Raw genomic sequence first — 17,102 nt, 5'->3', positions numbered from 1 at the left:
AATTCTGCGCTAACAGTATAACACTTACCCCGAAAAAAGCAAGGATTTTTCCAGTTCTTTTCCAAAATTCAAAGTTTCGCCACAATTGAAAACAGTTTGTAACGAAAAAGCGGAGCCTATGTGAATTTCCGATCAAAAAATCGAAAATTTCTTGCAGGGGCTTTACACGGGTGATATAATATAGGATGAAATAACAGCCGAATGCCGCTTTGCGGCCTTCGTTTGGAAAGGAAGCAGAAAATTCATGACTACCATTGACATTTACTCCGGATTCCTCGGCGCGGGCAAGACCACGCTCATTAAAAAGATGATCCGCGAGGCCTATCAGGGTGAAAAGATCGTCCTCATCGAAAACGAGTTCGGCGAGATCGGCATTGACGGCGGCTTCATGCAGGACGCCGGCATTCAGGTCAACGAGATGAACTCCGGCTGCATCTGCTGCTCGCTCGTCGGCGACTTCGGCCGCGCGCTGAAGCAGGTCATCTCCGACTATCATCCCGACCGCATCCTCATCGAGCCGTCCGGCGTCGGCAAGCTCAGCGACGTCATCGGCGCCGTAGAGCGTGTTGCGGACGAGAGCGTCACGCTCGGCAGCTTCATCACCGTGGCGGATGCCACGAAGTGCAAGGTCTATCTGAAGAATTTCGGTGAATTCTACACGAACCAGATTGAGACCGCCTCCGCCATCATTCTCAGCCGCACCGGCTCCATCTCCGAGGAGAAGCTGGCTGCCGCCGTGGCCCTGCTGCGCGAGCACAATCAGAACGCCGTCATCATCACGACGCCGTGGGACCAGCTCTCCGGCGCACAGATCCTCGAGGCCATGCAGAAGCAGCACACGCTCACCGAAGAGCTGGCTGACATGATCCGCAGCGCCCAGTCCGAGGAGGACGACGAGGACGAAGAGGAAGAGCACCATCATCACCATCATCATGACGATGACAACGAGCACGAGCATCATTGCTGCCACCATCATGACCATGATGACGAGGATGAGCATCACTGCCATCACCATCATGACCACGATGAAGACGATGATGAGCATGAGCATCACTGCTGCCATCATCACGACCATGACGAGGATGAGGACGAGCACCACTGCTGCCATCATCACCATCATCACGGCCACGACGCCGACGAGGTCTTCCAGAGCTGGGGCGTCGAGACGCCGAAGAAGTTCACCGAGGAAGAAATCCGCAATGCCCTCGCCGCACTGGACAACGGCGAGACCTATGGCATCGTGCTGCGCGCCAAGGGCATCGTTCCGACGGCGGACGGCACGTGGCTGCACTTTGACCATGTGCCCGGCGAGATCGACGTCCGCACCGGCACGGCCGCTGTGACGGGCCGTCTGTGCGTCATCGGCTCGAAGCTGGACGAAAAGGCACTCGCCGCCCTGTTCGGCGTGTAAGGAGGCTGCCATGGCCATTCCCGTCTATGCCTTCACCGGCTTTCTGGACGCCGGAAAAACGAAATTCATTCAGGAGACGCTGGAGGACGAACGCTTCAACGCAGGCGAGCGCACGCTGCTGCTCATCTGCGAGGAGGGCGAGGAGGAATATGACCTCTCCACCTATCCCTACCAGCATGTCTATCCCGAGGTGATCGATCAGGAAGCCGTTACGACCGAGGAGCTTTCGCAGCTGTTCAAAAAGCACCACTGCGAGCGCGTCGTCGTCGAGCTCAACGGCATGCTGCAGGTCGGCCCGTTCTACCAGAAAATGCCGGAGGACTGGCAGATCGCGCAGGAGGTCATGTTTGCCGACGGCACGAGCATCCTCGCCTACAACGCCAACATGCGCTCCCTTGTGGTGGACAAGCTCACGGGCTGTGAGATGGTCGTGTTCAATCGTCTTGCACCGGGCACGGACATCATGCCGCTGCACAAGCTCGCCCGCGCGCTGAACCGCCGCGTCGGCATCCTCTATGAATACACCGACGGAACGACGCAGCCCGACGAGATCGAGGACCCGCTCCCCTTTGACATCAACGCCCCGGTCGTGGAGATCGGCGACGATGATTTCGCGCTCTGGTACCGCGACATCACGGAGGAGCCGAAGAAGTACGACGGCAAGACCGTCCGCTTCAAGGGACAGGTCGCCCGCCTGAAAAAGGACCGCGACGGCTACTTTGCGCCCGGCCGCTTTGTCATGACGTGCTGCGTGGAAGACATCGCCTTCATGGGTTTGCCGTGCAAATACGCCGACGCCGCCTCTCTGCATGCCCGCGAGTGGGTCACGGTCGAGGCGACGGTCTCCGTCCGCTTCCATGCGCTCTACCGCGGCACCGGCCCCATCCTGACGGCCATCCGCGTAACGCCCGCCGAACCCGCGAAGAACGAGGTCGCGACATTCTGAATCAAGCCCTCATATAGCAAAATCCTGCCGGAGTCAGCCACTCCGGCAGGATTTTTTTGGCTCAGTTTTCGTCCGCAGCTGCTCCCATGGTCGCAGCGAAGGCCGCTGCGGCATTCTGGACCGTTTCTGCGACGATGTTCTCCGCCACCTGATGCAGATCCGTCTGCAGGACGCGCTCCACATAAGGGGCGTATTCTTTTTCCGGCACGCAGTAGAGGCGGAAGCAGCACGAAAGATAGCGGCGGATCTTCCGCTCCATCGTGAAGTACATATCGCACGGGACGGACATATAGCTCCGCGTGACACCGGCGGAGGCCAGCTCCAGCTCAAACAGCTCGCTGTCGTCCGCGCGCTTCATCCAGCGGGAGAAGATCTGGCGCAGCCGGGGCGTCATGCTCCGGTTGATGAAATCGGACGTCGACGGCAGCGAATACGCCGTGACATACAGGTCGCGCAGCGGCTCGGAGCACTCCGCGATATGGAGCTGCAGCCCCGTCTCCATGGCGTACAGCAGCAGCGGCGACTGATCCGCCGGGAGCATCTTCTCCGCGCGGGAAAACTGTGAGCGGAACATGATCTGCGTCAGGCGCAGCAGCAGCGCCTCCTTATTTTCAAACGCGGCAAAAAACGATGCCGGAGACATCCCGGCCTTGCGGGCGATCTGTGCCGTCGTCGTGCGCTCGTAGCCCTGCTCGAGGAAGAGCGTCATCCCCGCATAGATCATCTTCTGTTCGCGTGCAATTCCTCTGGCCTGCAGCCCATGACCCGGCATGGCACTCGCTCCTTTCAACTGAATATATGAATCAAAAATAAACTCCGGTCAAATGATATCACATGCTGTCGAATTTTGCAAGCGTGAATTTGTGGATTTTCTTGGTATTCTCCTGGAATTATCAACTTTTCTCATTGTCTGCATAAAGCGATCCCCGGCCTTCCGGTCGGGGATCACACTATGCATTATACATTTTCCACCACAGCCGGGTGCCAGAAGCCGACGGCATCACGGACGAGGACACAGCTGCGCGTCAACTCCGCCTCTCCGGCGGCATCGGGCGTCACGCCCCATGCTGCAGCGCTGTCCTCCGGGACACGGAGCCTGCAGCGGAACGTGAAGCGCAGGCGGTTGCCGCAGAGCGATTCGACTCCGCTGCTCGCGCCGTCGCGGGCCTCGTGGGCGCTCAGGCTCTGCACCATGGCTCCGGCAGCACTCTGGGCGATGTTCTCGTCCTCAGCGGACCCGGTCACGCCGACGGCGTAGAGGCTGCGCGGATAGGCATCCTGCTGCTCCAGCCCCTGCAGGGCGGCAGCGAGATCCGCGCCCTCCGGCTGGTCCAGCCAGACACGGCCGCCGGGTGCATCCAGACACAGGGCGGAGACGCCCTTCCAGAGCGTGAGCAGCGTGCCGCCGCCCGCTGGCGAGCTGAGCGTCACATAGCTGTCAAACGAGAATTCCTGCACGCCCGGCGCTTTGCGCTCGACCCACTGCGCAGCATTGGCGGCATCGAGCACCGCAGCGACCGCAGCGGCGTCCAGCATGCCGCTGTGCTCCAGCTCCCCGCTGCGCGACCACTGGCACAGGCACAGGGCCGCGCCGTCGTATGCCAGAGCGGCCAGCGTCCCGGCATTGGGCAGCTCGACCGGCTCGGGCGGCTGCGTGGGGTCGGTCGGTGCGGCGGTCGGTGCTTCCGTTGCGGGCGGGTCCGTTGGGTCAAGCGGCAGCAGCCCGCCGTGCTCCGCCGGGCCTCGGGAACAGGCGGCAAGCGAAACGGCCAGCATCAGCGCGCACAGCGCGGAGATCAGCTTTTTCATCTCCATCATCCTTTCGTCAAAAATCGTAAAATATGTCAGCAAGTGTATTTGCTCAAAACTGTTCTATCTATTCAGACGCGATTTCTGCGCATCCGTTCCGCAGATTTTGCGTTTCTTTTTCTGGGCAGCACCGCACAATTGCAGCTTCGGCCTTCACCGAATGCTCTCGCTGAATTATGCGGTGCTGCCCTTGTTTTAACCGAAAGATTCTATTATAATAAGGGTATGTTTTGGAAACACCTGTACGGAGAGGATGACTGCCGTGTATTTTTCCCGGGAAAAACTGAATGCGCTCGTGCCGCCCGCCGGGCTGGAGGGCGCGGCCGAGCTGCTGAACGGACTGGAGTATGATCGGAGCAGCGTATGCTCCGCCGTCGTGACCGCCCTGCGCCCGCTGCTGGCGCGCCTTGCGCCGGAGCCGGAGGCCGGATGGCTGCCCGCGCTGTATGCGTGGCTGGACAACGGTCTGTTCCCCGATCCCGCCTATCAGGCCCCGCCCGAGGCACCGGTGCTTGCCGCGCTGGCCGAGCTGCTGGACGGCGTGCTCGCCTGCGAGGATGCGCCGTTCGATATGCTGACCGATCTGGCTGCGCACGGCCCGGAGGACGGAAGCCGTGTCGCCGATGAGCTGCCCGCCTTCCACGCCGCACTGCACGCCTCGCATTTTGTGACCATGCTGCGCATCGGCCGGGAGCTTCTGCCGTTTGACGCCGCTTCGCACACCATCGGCGTGCACAACATCGCCACGCTGACCGCCCAGTGCGCGAAGGAAGCCGGGCTTCCTGTCGACGTCCCGCTCGTCAGCGCGGCCGCCCTGTGCCACGATATCGGCAAGTTCGGCTGCCGCGGCGCGGATGCAAAGCGCATCCCCTATCTGCACTATTATTATACCTGGCAGTGGCTGTCCGGCCACGGCATGGAGCACATCGCGCATATCTCCGCGAACCACTCCACCTGGGACCTCGAATTTGAGAATCTGCCCGTGGAGTCCCTGCTGCTCATCTATGCGGACTTCCGCGTGCGCGGCACGCGCGAGGGCGGACGCGAGACCGTGCGCATTTATTCACTGGCAGAGGCCTATGCGATGATCCTTTCAAAGCTGGCGGACGTTACGCCGGAAAAGGAGCGCCGTTACCGCACGGTCTATACGAAGCTGCGCGATTTTGAAGCCTATCTGCACAGCCGCGGCGCGGCCACGGAGCCCGGCCCCGCGCCGCAGCGCGAAACGCGCGACCCCGCCCTGCTCACGCAGCAGGAGGCGCTGGACGCCCTGCGCGCGCTGACGTTCGACCACGCCATCCGCCTGATGCACACCGTCAGCACGGACGCGTCGTTCGATCAGCTGCTCGAGCAGGCCCGCGGCGAGAAGAACACGCTGCGCATCCGCACCTACCTCGAGCTGTTTCAGGAATACCACACCTATATGTCCGGCGGAAACAAGCGCAAGCTGCTCGCCTTCCTCTATGAGCTGCTGCTGTATCCCGAGGGCGACGTTCGCCGTCTGGCCGGGCAGCTCATGGGCAGCGTTCTGGCAAACAGCGGGCCGAAATACCGCAAGGAGCTGCCCTCCGCTGCGCCGCAGGACGCAGCCGCGCCCGCGATGCTCTCCGTGCTGGAGGAATCGCTCGGCCTGTGGGAGCAGACCGTGGCGCAGTGCCTGCACCCCGACCACAAAATCTCTCCGAAGCACGCCCAGCGCATCTCCAACTCGCTGAAGGCCGTTGCCGAAACGCTTCTGGCCGAGACGGAGGACGCGGCGCGGCTGGCGCAGCCGCTGCTCTCGCGCCTGCCGAATGCCACGGACGAGGACAGCTTCGTGCTGCTCGACGCCCTCTACCACACCCCGCCGCATGCCGTCTCCACGCTCGCCCCGGCGGCGGACCGGCTGCGCGCCCTGCTGTGCGGTCCGGACCAGAGCCGCCGCATTGCGGCCCTGCGCTGCCTGCGGCGCTTCCGTGCCGCCGCGCCGGAGGACCTGCTGCAGGAGGCCGCTGTGCCGCTTGCGGATGATCTTCCCGCCGTGCGTGCCCTGCGCGGCCGCCTGACCGGCAAAACGCCCGCGCCGCTCTCGGAATCCGAGGCTTCGCTGCTCTACCTCAGCAATCTAAAGACTGCCGTGCCGTGGGTCGTAAAAAATGCCCAGATCGACCTGCTGCAGGCCGATGCGCTGCAGCACACGGGCAACACGTTCCACACGGCGACGCATCTTTCCAATCTGCTGTCCGTCAGCGAGCACCTTCCCGTGCGCGAGCACGCCGGGCGCGCGCTTCTGACCATCAGCACGCGCCTGAGCGTCGACCAGCGCAATGAGATCATCGTCGACCTCATGCGCGAGCTGGAAAACGGGCAGGAGCAGATCGCGCGCTTCATTCCCCGCTATCTCGGGCGGCTTCTGAGCACCATGCCGGAAAAGGAGATCCGCGAAAGCATCGATTTCCTCGACGGTCTGCTGCGCAGCGGCAGCGCCCGCGCCGCCTCGACCTCGCTCCGGACGCTCGGCAGTCTGATCTCCGCCCTGCCCGAAAACAGCGTGCTGGCGGAACACTGCCTCGGCCTGCTGCTGACGGGTGTGTCGCACTATGACGAGTCCGTGCACCGCAGCGCCATGACCGTTCTGTGCCACGATGTCATCGGCAGCGAACGCCTGCCGTTCTCCCTGCGGGCGCACTGCTTTGCCCGCGTGAGCAAAAAGCTCCTGTGCCTGCTGGCCGAGCCTGCACCGGGCAAGCTGACGTTCTTCAACCGGGCTGCCATGCTGAATCACCTGTACCGATTCCTTGTGCAGGCGGAGGTCGTGCAGGGCGGGCTGCGCTTTCCCGCGCCGCTGCCGGCCGCATTCTTTCCCGGCACGTTTGACCCGTTTTCCGCCGGACATAAGCGCATCGTGCAGGAAATTCGTGCGCTCGGCTATGAGGTCTATCTCGCCGTGGACGAATTCTCCTGGAGCAAGCGTACACTCGCGCGGCTGCTGCGCCGCCGGATCGTCAACATGTCCGTGGCCGACCAGTGGGACACCTATGTCTTCCCGAACGCCATCCCCATCAACATCGCCATGCCGGAGGACATCGCGCGCCTGCGATCCTGCTTTCCCGGCCGGAGCGTGACGCTCGTGGCGGGCTGTGACGTCGTGTGCGGAGCCTCGGCCTACCGCTCGCTCCGCCCCGGCGGTGTACAGGAGCTGGATCACCTGCTCATCCGCCGCGGAGAGACGGACGAAACGGACATCCGCACCCGTCTGCAGGGCCGCGTGACGTTTCTGGAGCTCCCGCCCCAGCTCGAGGGCATCAGCTCCACGCGTATCCGCGAATCCATCGATCAGGACGTCGATATCTCCATGCTTGTCGACCCGATCGTCCAGTCCTATATCTATGAATACGACCTCTATCTCCGTTCCCCGCAGCACAAGAACGTGCTGCAGGCGCAGGAGCTGGAATTCCGCATCGTGACGGGGACGGAGGACGACCTCCCACCTGCCCTGTTCGAGCGGCTGCGCAGCACGCCGGAGCCGCTGGCCATCCTGCTGCGCAGCCGTAGGCGCCATGCGGCCGTCGGCTGGTGCTGCGGCCATACCGTGCGCCCGGCGAGCCTGTTTGCGGAGCTCGGCTCCGTCGAGGCCGCCTCGGCCGTCCGCCGCCTGACCTCCGGCAAGCTGCTGAAGCTCGACCATGTGGAGGCGGACGACGCGCAGACGCGGCGCATGCTTGTCAATGAGCTGCTCGCCCGCAGTCTGGCGTCCGACCACACGTTTGCGCTGGCCCGCTGCGAGGGCGAATGGCTGGAGGAGCTCGGCTTCTCCCCCGTCGAGGATGCCGAGGGACTGCTGTGCGTCGACATGCGCGCCCCCATTGTCCTCATTCAGGACGTGCTGCTGTGCATCAAAAAGCCGCACCACGATGAGCCGCAGGTGCGCGCCGCCGTAGAGTCCGCCCGGCCCCGGCTGCGCCGCGCGCTGTGCGCGCTGTATCCCGGCAGGCTCGTGCTGAGCTTCGACGCGGAGCTGCTCAACCAGTCGCTCATGTACCGCGTGCAGAAGCTCGGCGGTGTACTCGGCGCACCGGCCGGGCAGCTCGGCCGGGCCATGTGCGTGCCCTACGGCAAGATTCTCTCCGACGAGATCGTGCCGAACACCGTCACAAAGACGCTGCATGTGGACAAGACATTCGCGCCGGACGGCAGCTCGTTCTCCGTCCCGGCCTACCCCGGCTACGACACCGTGCGCAATCAGGTCCGCACCATCAAGGCCTTCCGCCGCCCGGTCATCCTCGTGGACGATCTGCTGCACAACGGTTACCGCCTCGACAAGCTCAGCCCGGTCTTTGCCGCGGAGGAGCTGGAGATCCGCACCGTCGTCGTCGGCATTCTCTCGGCGCGCGGCCGCGACCTCATGGAGGTGCAGGGGCGGCAGGTCGAGTGCGAATACTTCATCCCGAATCTGCACTACTGGGTCACGGAGAGCCTGCTGTATCCCTTCCTCGGCGGCGACAGCGTCGGCACGCCTGCGCCGGGGCGGATGCTGCCCTCCATCAACCTGATCCTGCCCTATTACTACCCGCGCCACTATGTTGGAACGACGGATGCCGCCATCCGCGATCTCAGCCGCACTGCGCTGGAGAACACGCTCTCCATCCTGCACGCGCTCGAACAGGCGCATCAGGAACAGTTCAGCACGGCGCTGACGCTGCGCCGCCTCGGCGAGGCCCTCTACCGCCCGCGCCTGCCGGACCGCGGACGGTCCCTGCGCTATGACCTGTCGCTTCCCGCCTCCGCCTGTCTGGAGGACGATCTGCTGCGGCTTGACCGCATCCGTATGCGAGGAGGAATGATCCATGGAGCTTAAACAATGGCACGGCTTCTGCCTGTGCCCGCTGGGCGGAGCCTATCCGCCGGATGCCGTGCCCGCAGACGCGCCGTTTTCCCCGCTGGTGTTTCTTGTCCGGCGCGATCCGCTGCGCTCCCGCGGCCTGTTTGCCGTTACCGTGCTGGACGAGGTCTTCGAGGCCGAGACGGCCGGTGTGCTGCTGCCGCCGGCGCAGGGGACGACGCCTGCCGAGCCGCTGCGCGAATTTGTGGCGGCTAACGGCGCCTGCGTGCTGAACACGGCGTTTTCCGCCGCATTCTCCGTTCTGGAGCGCTGGCATCGGAAGCGCACACAGCCGCTGCGCGTCACGCTCGTCGGGCTCGGCGACGTCGGCGGCACGCTGCTGCTGGCGCTGAAGCTGCTCGGCCGGGAGCTGGGCGAGCTGCGCATCTATGACCCGAACGCCGCGCAGTGCCGGCGCTACGAGCTGGAGCTGAATCAGGTCCTTCCGCTGGACCACCCACTGCCACCCGTCACCGTCTGCACGGAGGACACGCTGTTCGACTGCGACCTGCTGCTGTTCACGGCCTCGCGCGGCGTGCCGCCCGTCGGCTCCGGCGTGGCGGACGTGCGGCTGGCGCAATACGAAAAAAACCGCGCCATGCTGCGCAGCTATGCAGCCATGGCGCGCAAAACGCACTTTACCGGTCTGTTCTGCCAGATCTCCGACCCCGTCGATCCGCTGGCCTGCGCCGTTTTCCGCGAAAGCAACCGCAACGCCGCCGGGGAATTTGACGGCTGCGGCCTGCTGCCGGAGCAGGTGCAGGGCTTCGGCCTCGGCGTGATGGAGGCGCGCGCCCGCTGGTGCGCGCAGGAGGACGGCATCGACTTTTCGAACGGCCGCGTCTACGGCCCGCACGGTGGCGGCCTTGTCGCGGCAAACGATCCCGCAGCCTACGACAAAGCGGTCTCCGCCCGGCTGACGGAGCGAACCGTGCATGCCAATCTCGAGGTGCGGGCGCTCGGCTTCAAACCGTATCTCGCCCCCGCCCTCTCCTCTGCCGCCGTAAGCATTCTGTCCCTCGTGCGCGGGCAGCCTTACTATGCCGCGCTGCCGCTCGGCGGCGTGTGGCTCGGCGCACAGCGGCGCATGACGCCGCTCGGACCGCTGCAGCGCCGTGAGCCGCTCCACCCCGCGCTGCTCGCCCGCATCGAGGCCGCGCGTCTCGAGCTGAAGGCCTTCTGCCATGATGCCTGAGCCGCTGACCCTCGTCTGCCCGTCTGCCGGGCCACGCCTGAGGGACGTGATCGAGACGGCGTTGTGCGACCTTCCGGTCCGCAATGCACAGGGTGACCTGCGCGGCGCGCGTATTCTGTTTGCGCTCGATGCAGGCTCCGCCGGGATGGATGAGCCGACGCTCCGTCTGCTCCGGCGGCTGCGGAGCGAGCCGGGCTGTCTGGAGGGCTCCGTCTGCGGCTTCGTTGTCGACGGAGAGACGGAGCTCTACACCAAGGCGCTGGCGCAGGATCTGGCGCTCGCCGCGAATCTCGCCGGAGCGGCCCTGCCCGGCAAGCCGCTCGTGGAGGGAACGGGCTCCCTCTATAACCAGCATATTCTCGCTGCGCGGCGCGGCATGAGCTGGGAGGAGACATACCGTGCACGCACGAGGGAGCTGGGAGAACGCCTGCTCGCCTTTTCCCCAAAGCGCGTCGGGCGGCCGAAGCTGCTCGTGCTGCATGCCTCCGAAAGCGGCCGCTCGAGCACGCTCTGGATGGGCCGCGAGCTGAGCCGCCGCCTGAGCGGCTGCTGCAGCATTGCGGAAATTTCGCTGCGCAACGGCACGATCCACGACTGCCGCGGCTGCTCCTACAGCGCGTGCCTGCATTTTGCGCGCAGCGGCAGCTGCTTTTACGGCGGAGCCATCTCCGAGACCGTCCTGCCCGCGATCCGCGAGTGCGACGCCATGCTGTTCCTCTGCCCGAACTACAACGATGCCGCCGGCGCAAATTTCACGGCCCTGTTCAACCGCCTGACGAGCCTGCTGCTGCAGTGCGACCTGTCGGAAAAGCAGCTCTACAGCGTCATCGTCTCCGGCTACTCCGGCGGCGATCTCGTCGCGCGCCAGCTGCTCGGTGCGATGTGCCTGAACAAGACCGTCTCGCTGCCGCCGCGCTTCTGCCTGCTGGAAACGGCGAACGACCTGCCAACGGCGCAGGCTCTGCCGGGCATCGCCGGGCGGCTGGACAACTTTGCCGCTGCCATGCAGCGCTCCCTGTGTCAGCCCGCCGGGAACAACTCGGAAATTTCACCGAACGAATAGCCCATCTCCTCCCAGCGCGTGAGCAGACTGTCGAGAATGGCCGCGTTCGTCTGGGACGTGCTGTGCAGCAGCACGACGGCTCCGTTGTGGATGCGCGGGATGAGCTTGGCATAGGCCTGCTCCGACGTCGGCTGATCGTCCTGCAGCCAGTCCACATAGGCAAGGCTCCAGAACACGGTGTGATAGCCGAGCTGCTGCGCCATTTCGAGATTTTTCTCGGAATAGATGCCCTGCGGCGGGCGGTAGAATTTTGCAAGCTCCTGCCCGGTCGTGTCACGGTAGAGCGTCTCGAGGGACTCGAGCTCCTGCCGGAACTGCTCCATCTCCCCGATCTTCGACATGTCCCAGTGGTGGTAGGTGTGATTGCCGACCGTATGCCCCTCCTGCGCCATGCGCCGGACGAGGTCTGGATTTCGCTCGATGTAGTTGCCGACCAGGAAGAATGCCGCCGGAGCATGGTGCTTCTGCAGCGCATCGAGGATCTGCGCCGTGCAGCCGTTCTCATAGCCCGCGTCGAACGTGAGATAGATGCGCTTCTGCGCCGTATCGCCAAGGAAGGCCGCATCATACTGCCGCAGCCGGTCCGCCGTGGTGTTTCCCACGGGCGGCTGGCCCTCCTGCTGGAAGCTCAGGCCCCACGAGCCTGCCGGGAGCGCCGCTGCCTGCTTGGCCGCGCCCGCGCCCGCAAGGGCCAGAATGATGCCCAGCACGAGCAGGACGGGCAGATTCCGCCGGTAAAAGTTTCGCATGTCCATCACCTCGCCTCAGCTTATGCCGCCGCTGCCGGGAAATATGCAGGGCACGAATTTCCCGGCTGTCAAGTTTTTTCTCTTGACAAGCGCACATCCGTCTGCTATAATACCCAAGGTCAAGGGGGGCAGTATCATGAAACAGGAAGCCTTTACCATGTCCCTGCTCTTCGACACCTACGGCGCGCTGCTGACCGAAAAGCAGCAAACCTATTTTGACCTCTATTACAATCAGGATCTCTCGCTGGCAGAGATCGCCGAGCAGGAGGGCATTTCCCGTCAGGGCGTTCACGACGCCATCTCCCGCAGCGAGGCGCTGCTCGCTTCGTTCGAGCGCGTGACCGGCTGCGTCGCCCGGGAGCAAAAGCTCCGCCATGCCCTCGCCGCGATCACCGCCGAGGCCCAGCCCCTGCTGCAGGCCGGGGATCCCGCCACCCGGCAGGGCGCCCAGCGCATCCTTGCCGCCGTTGATTCCCTGAAGGAGTAGCCATGGCATTTGAAGGTCTGACCGCAAAACTGAACGCCGCGTTCAAAAAGCTGCGCGGCAAGGGCCGCCTGTCCGAATCCGATATCAAGGAGGCCATGCGTGAGATCCGTCTTGCGCTTCTGGAGGCGGACGTCAGCTATAAAGTCGTCAAGGACTTCGTCAAGTCCGTTTCGGAGCGCTGCTCCGGGCAGGACGTGATGGAGAGCCTGACCCCTGCACAGACGATCGTCAAGATCGTCAACGAAGAGCTCATCCGTCTGATGGGCAGCGAAAATCAGCGTATTTCCATCTCCCCCAAGCCGCCGACGGTCGTTATGCTCGTCGGCCTGCAGGGCGCAGGCAAGACCACGAACGGCGCAAAGCTCGCCGGTCTGTTCAAAAAGCAGGGCAAGCGCCCGCTGCTCGTCGCCTGCGATATTTACCGCCCTGCCGCCATCAAGCAGCTGGAGGTCGTCGGCGGTCAGCTCGGCATCCCGGTGTTCCAGATGGGGCAGGAAAACCCCGTGAAGATCGCCAAGGCGGCCATCCGCCATGCGCAGCAGCACGGCAACGACATGGTCTTCCTCGACACGGCCGGCCGCCTGCATGTGGACGAGGCCCTGATGAACGAGCTGAAGTCCATCAAGGCTGAAGTCCAGCCGAATGAAATTCTGCTCGTCGTGGACGCCATGACCGGTCAGGACGCCGTGAACGCCGCCCAGTCCTTCAACGAATGGCTGGACATCGACGGCGTGATGCTCACGAAGCTCGACGGCGATGCCCGCGGCGGCGCTGCGCTGTCCGTCAAGGCCGTCACCGGCAAGCCCATCAAGTTCATCGGCACCGGCGAAAAGCTCGACATGATCGAGCCGTTCCACCCGGAGCGCATGGCTTCGCGGATCCTCGGCATGGGCGACGTGCTCACGCTGATCGAAAAGGCCGAGCAGGCCCTCGACCAGAAGAAGGCCGCCGAGCTCGAGCAGAAGATGCGGGCCAACAAGTTCACGCTCGCCGATTTCTACGATCAGCTCCTGCAGATCCGCAAGATGGGTCCCATGCAGGACCTGCTCGGCATGATCCCCGGCATGGGCAGCATGAAGAATGTGCAGGTCGACGAATCGGCCCTCGGCCGCGTCGAAGCCATCATTCTCTCCATGACGCCCTATGAGCGCGAGAACCCCGCGTGCCTGAACTCCTCGCGCAAGCGCCGCATCGCGCTTGGCTGCGGCCAGAAGGTCGAGGACGTTAACCGTCTGCTCAAGCAGTTTGACCAGATGCAGCAGCTTATGAAGCAGATGAACGGCAAGGGCAAAAAGCGCAAGCTGCCCGGCAAAATGGGAGGCTTCCCCGGCTTCCCCGGTATGTGATCATTGGACCGCAACCAGGTCTGACGATATATTTTGAATTCTATTTGGAGGTGAAACCCCATGGTTAAAATCAGACTGAGAAGAATGGGTGCGAAGAAGGCTCCTTACTACCGCATCATCGTTGCTGATTCCCGCAGCCCGCGCGACGGCCGCTGCATCGAAGAGATCGGCACCTATGATCCCCTGACCGAGCCGGCCACCATCACTGTCGACGCCGAGAAGGCCCAGCAGTGGATCAAGAACGGCGCTCAGCCGACCGACACCGTGAAGGCGCTTTTGAAAAAGGCTAACGTCCTTTGATCGAGAGGGACTGCACGATGAAGGAACTCTTGCTCTATGTGGCAAAGCAGCTTGTTGACGATCCCGAGGCCGTGACGGTCACGGAGCGTGAGGACGGCGAGAGCACCGTTCTGGAGCTTCACGTTGCGCCGGAGGATATGGGCAAGGTCATCGGCCGCCAGGGACGCATCGCAAAAGAGATCCGGACCATCATCAAGGCCGTCTCCCAGCGTGACGGCAAGCGCGTCACCGTTGACATTGTGGACTGATGCAAATTCGCTCGCTGCATCCCTGCAGCGGGCATTTTGCATTTTTCCCCCTTTTGCCCCGCCGGCCCGCGTGCATACCGTTATCGTGCATGCGAACTTGTCATGGAGGAACCGCTGTTATGAAATCTGATCCGCCCCGCGTCCGGGCGCTGCGCAGGCAGTTGACCGCGACGTTCTATCGAAAAAATAAAGCCACATTCTTTGTCACAGCAGGAGCAATGCTCCTGCTCGGCGGCGCGCTGCTGGCCGTCGCCTGGATCCTGCAGCAGATCATCGACATTGCCTCCGGCGACAGCGTTGCCCCGCTCGTTCGCATGTGCTGGCTGTGTCTCGGTGTTCTGGTGAGCGTGACGACGATCTATGTGGTGCAATGCTATACCTACCCCGCCTTTCTGCGGCGCGCCATGAAGCAGTATAAAGAATACGCCTTCACGGAGCTGACGAAGAAAAGCATCAGCACGTTCTCGGACGAGAATACGAGCCGCTATATCTCCGCCCTGACGAATGATGCCGTCTGCATCGAGACAAATTACCTTGCGAAGATCTTTACACTTCTGACAAAGAGCGTCTCCTTTGTGGGCGGCCTGGTCATGATGCTGCTCTACAGTCCCCTGCTCACCGGCTTTGCCCTGCTGCTGTCGCTCGTGCCGCTGGCTGTTTCCGTCCTGTGCGGCAACAGGCTGGCGCGGATGGAGACGGAGGTCTCGCGGCAGAACGAGTCGTTCGTCGCCATGACGAAGGACCTCCTGTCCGGCTTCTCCGTTGTCAAGAGCTTCAAGGCAGAGGCCGAGGTCGTTGCCCGCTTCTGCCGCCGCAACGAGGAACTGGAGGAGACGAAGGGCCGTCGCCGCCGCATGGAGGAGGTCATCACCATGCTCGGCACCGGCGCAGGGATCGTAGCCCAACTCGGCGTATTCCTGTTCGGCGCATATCTTGCCGTAACGAAACAGGGCGTTACACCCGGCGTTGTCATCGTGTTCCTGCCGCTCATGAGCTTCGTGGTCGATCCCATCGGCTCCGTGCCGCCCATCCTGGCCAACCGCCGTGCCGCCGTTGCCCTCATCGACAAGCTGGCCGACGCCGTGGGCAAAAACGTCCGCGAGAGCGGCGAACAGATGGACCCGGTCCTGCGCGACGGCATCACCATCGATCACCTGACCTACGGCTATCACGAGAGTGCGCCCGTCCTGAACGACGTTTCCGTCCGCTTTGAGGCCGGAAAAAGCTATGCCATCGTCGGCACATCCGGCAGCGGCAAGTCCACGCTCGTGAACCTGCTCATGGGCAGCAGCAACGACTATCAGGGCAGCATCCGCTTCGATCAGCGCGAACTGCGCAGCATTGCAACGGAATCACTCTACGGCCTTGTTTCCGTCGTGCAGCAGAACGTGTTTATCTTCGACGATACCATCCGCAACAATATCACGATGTTTCGCCACTTTGATGAGAAGCTCGTGCAGCAGGCCACGGAGAAGGCCGGTCTGACTCCCCTTTTGGCCGAGCGCGGCGAGGACTATATCTGCGGTGAGGGCGGCTCCGGCCTCTCTGGCGGCGAGCGGCAGCGCATCTCTATCGCGCGCTGCCTGCTGCGGCAGACGCCCGTCCTGCTCATCGACGAGGCCACGGCAGCACTGGATGCCGCCACGGCCTATTCTGTCAGTGCCGCCATTCTGGCCATCGAGGGTCTGACACGTATTGTTGTTACGCACCGGCTCGAGGAGCCGCTGCTGCGGAAATATGATGAAATTCTCGTTCTGAAAAACGGCGAGATCTGCGAACGCGGCAGCTTTGACGCCCTGATGGCCCGCCGTGAGCAGTTCTATTCCCTGTTCAACGTGGCAAACGGCTGACCCTTGGCAAAACACGGAGCCCCCGCTCTGAAAGCGGAGGCTCCGATTTTTTACGCCAATTTTGTTCAGAAGCCAAGCTCCTCGCCGACGAGGATGACATGGATGCGTCCGGCAGGACGGCAGTTTCGCGTGATGAGGATCTGATTGCAGATGCACTCCTCGCCGTGGCAGTCGGCACAGCAGCCGGTCTGCGCGCACGGCGTCTTGCCGAGAAAGCGCTGCTCATTCTTCGGTGCGGCGATCGTTCGGGCACGGCGCACGGCCTCGTCGAGCGTATCGACGACCTTGTTCATCCCGGCGATCACGATGATCTCGCGCGGACCGAACACGATGGCAGCAACGCGGTTTCCCTTGCCGTCGATATTCACCAGTTCTCCCGTAAGGCTGACGGCATTCGCGCCGGTCAGAAAGAAATCGGCAGAGAGGCAATCATGGGCAGCCTGCTCCCGCTCGGCATCCGTCTGCATGCTCTCGCGGTCGATGACACGCCACGGGCCGTCCCGCAGGGCCTGCTGCAGGCCGATCTGGTCAGCAGAGCGCGCGCCGCCCCAGCCGACCAATGACTCCTGGGGGATCAGCCGCAGCGCAGCAGCAAGCGCAGAGGCACGGTCCGGGCAGTAGCATGCATCAAAATGCCGGGCGCGAAGATTCTTCAGCAGGAGCTGCGCGCGCTTTTCATAAAACAGCGAAACAGGTTCCATTGGTATCCCTCCGTTTTTCTTTCATTTTATCGCGCCGGAGGCAAAAATGCAAGGGAGCAAATTGGGACAACCGGGCAGCAGCATATCAAATAGCCTCGCAGAGTTCGCCGCCCGCAGGCGGCGAATAAAATGGGGT

General features: G+C 63.2%; 14 protein-coding genes. 10 read left to right on the top strand and 4 right to left on the bottom strand.

What is annotated here, in order from left to right; all coding sequences use genetic code 11:
* The first annotated feature begins 244 nt into the window (after positions 1 to 244).
* The gene (locus WMO66_RS12800) at positions 245 to 1,411 is read left to right on the top strand and encodes a CobW family GTP-binding protein (RefSeq protein ID WP_349136814.1); all 1,167 of its coding nucleotides are present in this window, start codon (positions 245 to 247) and stop codon (positions 1,409 to 1,411) included.
* A gap of 10 nt (positions 1,412 to 1,421) precedes the next feature.
* Positions 1,422 to 2,357 (top strand): TIGR03943 family putative permease subunit, encoded by a 936-nt coding sequence (locus WMO66_RS12795; RefSeq protein ID WP_349136813.1) that lies wholly within the window; start codon positions 1,422 to 1,424, stop codon positions 2,355 to 2,357.
* Between the two features lie 61 nt (positions 2,358 to 2,418).
* On the opposite strand, the gene WMO66_RS12790 is transcribed toward WMO66_RS12795, so the two are convergent.
* Positions 2,419 to 3,129 carry a TetR/AcrR family transcriptional regulator gene (locus WMO66_RS12790; protein WP_349136812.1) on the bottom strand — a complete coding sequence of 237 codons (711 nt, stop codon included), beginning with the start codon at positions 3,127 to 3,129 and terminating at the stop codon, positions 2,419 to 2,421.
* Between the two features lie 185 nt (positions 3,130 to 3,314).
* Complete coding sequence (locus WMO66_RS12785) at positions 3,315 to 4,166, bottom strand: LptM family lipoprotein (RefSeq protein ID WP_349136811.1); 852 nt, start codon at positions 4,164 to 4,166, stop codon at positions 3,315 to 3,317.
* 262 nt (positions 4,167 to 4,428) lie between these two features.
* On the opposite strand from WMO66_RS12785, the gene WMO66_RS12780 reads away from it, so the two are divergent.
* Genes WMO66_RS12780 through WMO66_RS12770 form a run of 3 tightly spaced genes read left to right on the top strand, consistent with a single transcriptional unit; the run spans position 4,429 to position 11,285 of the window.
* Entirely contained in the window at positions 4,429 to 9,003 is a 4,575-nt protein-coding gene (locus WMO66_RS12780) for a cytidyltransferase-related domain protein (RefSeq protein WP_349136810.1), read from the top strand.
* On the top strand, positions 8,993 to 10,222 hold the full coding sequence (locus WMO66_RS12775) for a Rossmann-fold NAD(P)-binding domain-containing protein (protein WP_349136809.1): 1,230 nt from the start codon (positions 8,993 to 8,995) through the stop codon (positions 10,220 to 10,222). The genes WMO66_RS12780 and WMO66_RS12775 overlap by 11 nt, the downstream gene beginning before the upstream one ends.
* Positions 10,212 to 11,285 carry a flavodoxin family protein gene (locus tag WMO66_RS12770; RefSeq protein WP_349136808.1) on the top strand — a complete coding sequence of 358 codons (1,074 nt, stop codon included), beginning with the start codon at positions 10,212 to 10,214 and terminating at the stop codon, positions 11,283 to 11,285. Before WMO66_RS12775 ends, WMO66_RS12770 begins: the two co-directional genes overlap by 11 nt.
* Here WMO66_RS12770 and WMO66_RS12765 read toward each other — a convergent pair.
* The gene (locus WMO66_RS12765) at positions 11,243 to 12,040 is read right to left on the bottom strand and encodes a polysaccharide deacetylase family protein (RefSeq protein WP_349136807.1); all 798 of its coding nucleotides are present in this window, start codon (positions 12,038 to 12,040) and stop codon (positions 11,243 to 11,245) included. The two genes, WMO66_RS12770 and WMO66_RS12765, sit on opposite strands and share 43 nt — an antisense overlap.
* Before the next feature lie 130 nt (positions 12,041 to 12,170).
* Here WMO66_RS12765 and ylxM point away from each other — a divergent pair, with 130 nt between their 5' ends.
* The 5 genes from ylxM to WMO66_RS12740 all read left to right on the top strand — a co-directional run bounded on the left by ylxM (position 12,171) and on the right by WMO66_RS12740 (position 16,265).
* The gene (ylxM, locus tag WMO66_RS12760; protein ID WP_349136806.1) at positions 12,171 to 12,521 is read left to right on the top strand and encodes a YlxM family DNA-binding protein; all 351 of its coding nucleotides are present in this window, start codon (positions 12,171 to 12,173) and stop codon (positions 12,519 to 12,521) included.
* Between the two features lie 2 nt (positions 12,522 to 12,523).
* Positions 12,524 to 13,867: a signal recognition particle protein gene (gene ffh, locus WMO66_RS12755; RefSeq protein WP_349136805.1), complete on the top strand. Its 1,344-nt coding sequence runs from the start codon at positions 12,524 to 12,526 to the stop codon at positions 13,865 to 13,867.
* 60 nt (positions 13,868 to 13,927) lie between these two features.
* Positions 13,928 to 14,167 carry a 30S ribosomal protein S16 gene (gene rpsP / locus WMO66_RS12750; RefSeq protein WP_349136804.1) on the top strand — a complete coding sequence of 80 codons (240 nt, stop codon included), beginning with the start codon at positions 13,928 to 13,930 and terminating at the stop codon, positions 14,165 to 14,167.
* A 17-nt stretch (positions 14,168 to 14,184) separates the two neighbouring features.
* Entirely contained in the window at positions 14,185 to 14,415 is a 231-nt protein-coding gene (locus tag WMO66_RS12745; RefSeq protein WP_349136803.1) for a KH domain-containing protein, read from the top strand.
* 119 nt (positions 14,416 to 14,534) lie between these two features.
* The gene (locus WMO66_RS12740; RefSeq protein ID WP_349136802.1) at positions 14,535 to 16,265 is read left to right on the top strand and encodes an ABC transporter ATP-binding protein; all 1,731 of its coding nucleotides are present in this window, start codon (positions 14,535 to 14,537) and stop codon (positions 16,263 to 16,265) included.
* A 65-nt stretch (positions 16,266 to 16,330) separates the two neighbouring features.
* Here WMO66_RS12740 and WMO66_RS12735 read toward each other — a convergent pair whose 3' ends face one another.
* The gene (locus WMO66_RS12735; RefSeq protein ID WP_349136801.1) at positions 16,331 to 16,966 is read right to left on the bottom strand and encodes a lactate utilization protein; all 636 of its coding nucleotides are present in this window, start codon (positions 16,964 to 16,966) and stop codon (positions 16,331 to 16,333) included.
* Positions 16,967 to 17,102: the final 136 nt, after the last annotated feature.

The organism is Faecousia intestinalis (assembly GCF_040096185.1).
In the GTDB taxonomy this organism is placed as follows: Bacteria; Bacillota; Clostridia; order Oscillospirales; family Oscillospiraceae; genus JAZOXB01.
The sequence above is the reverse complement of the archived record's forward strand: the minus strand, read 5'-3'. Positions and strand labels throughout refer to the sequence as shown.

What these genes read in the sequence shown, in the direction of transcription:
- rpsP (WP_349136804.1), top strand. Translation starts at nt 13,928, where the DNA reads ATGGTTAAAATCAGACTGAGAAGAATGGGTGCGAAGAAGGCTCCTTAC.
- WMO66_RS12770 (WP_349136808.1), top strand. Translation starts at nt 10,212, where the DNA reads ATGATGCCTGAGCCGCTGACCCTCGTCTGCCCGTCTGCCGGGCCACGC.
- WMO66_RS12800 (WP_349136814.1), top strand. Translation starts at nt 245, where the DNA reads ATGACTACCATTGACATTTACTCCGGATTCCTCGGCGCGGGCAAGACC.
- WMO66_RS12745 (WP_349136803.1), top strand. Translation starts at nt 14,185, where the DNA reads ATGAAGGAACTCTTGCTCTATGTGGCAAAGCAGCTTGTTGACGATCCC.
- WMO66_RS12765 (WP_349136807.1), bottom strand. Translation starts at nt 12,040, where the DNA reads ATGGACATGCGAAACTTTTACCGGCGGAATCTGCCCGTCCTGCTCGTG.
- WMO66_RS12740 (WP_349136802.1), top strand. Translation starts at nt 14,535, where the DNA reads ATGAAATCTGATCCGCCCCGCGTCCGGGCGCTGCGCAGGCAGTTGACC.
- WMO66_RS12790 (WP_349136812.1), bottom strand. Translation starts at nt 3,129, where the DNA reads ATGCCGGGTCATGGGCTGCAGGCCAGAGGAATTGCACGCGAACAGAAG.
- ffh (WP_349136805.1), top strand. Translation starts at nt 12,524, where the DNA reads ATGGCATTTGAAGGTCTGACCGCAAAACTGAACGCCGCGTTCAAAAAG.
- WMO66_RS12795 (WP_349136813.1), top strand. Translation starts at nt 1,422, where the DNA reads ATGGCCATTCCCGTCTATGCCTTCACCGGCTTTCTGGACGCCGGAAAA.
- WMO66_RS12785 (WP_349136811.1), bottom strand. Translation starts at nt 4,166, where the DNA reads ATGAAAAAGCTGATCTCCGCGCTGTGCGCGCTGATGCTGGCCGTTTCG.
- WMO66_RS12775 (WP_349136809.1), top strand. Translation starts at nt 8,993, where the DNA reads ATGGAGCTTAAACAATGGCACGGCTTCTGCCTGTGCCCGCTGGGCGGA.
- ylxM (WP_349136806.1), top strand. Translation starts at nt 12,171, where the DNA reads ATGAAACAGGAAGCCTTTACCATGTCCCTGCTCTTCGACACCTACGGC.
- WMO66_RS12735 (WP_349136801.1), bottom strand. Translation starts at nt 16,966, where the DNA reads ATGGAACCTGTTTCGCTGTTTTATGAAAAGCGCGCGCAGCTCCTGCTG.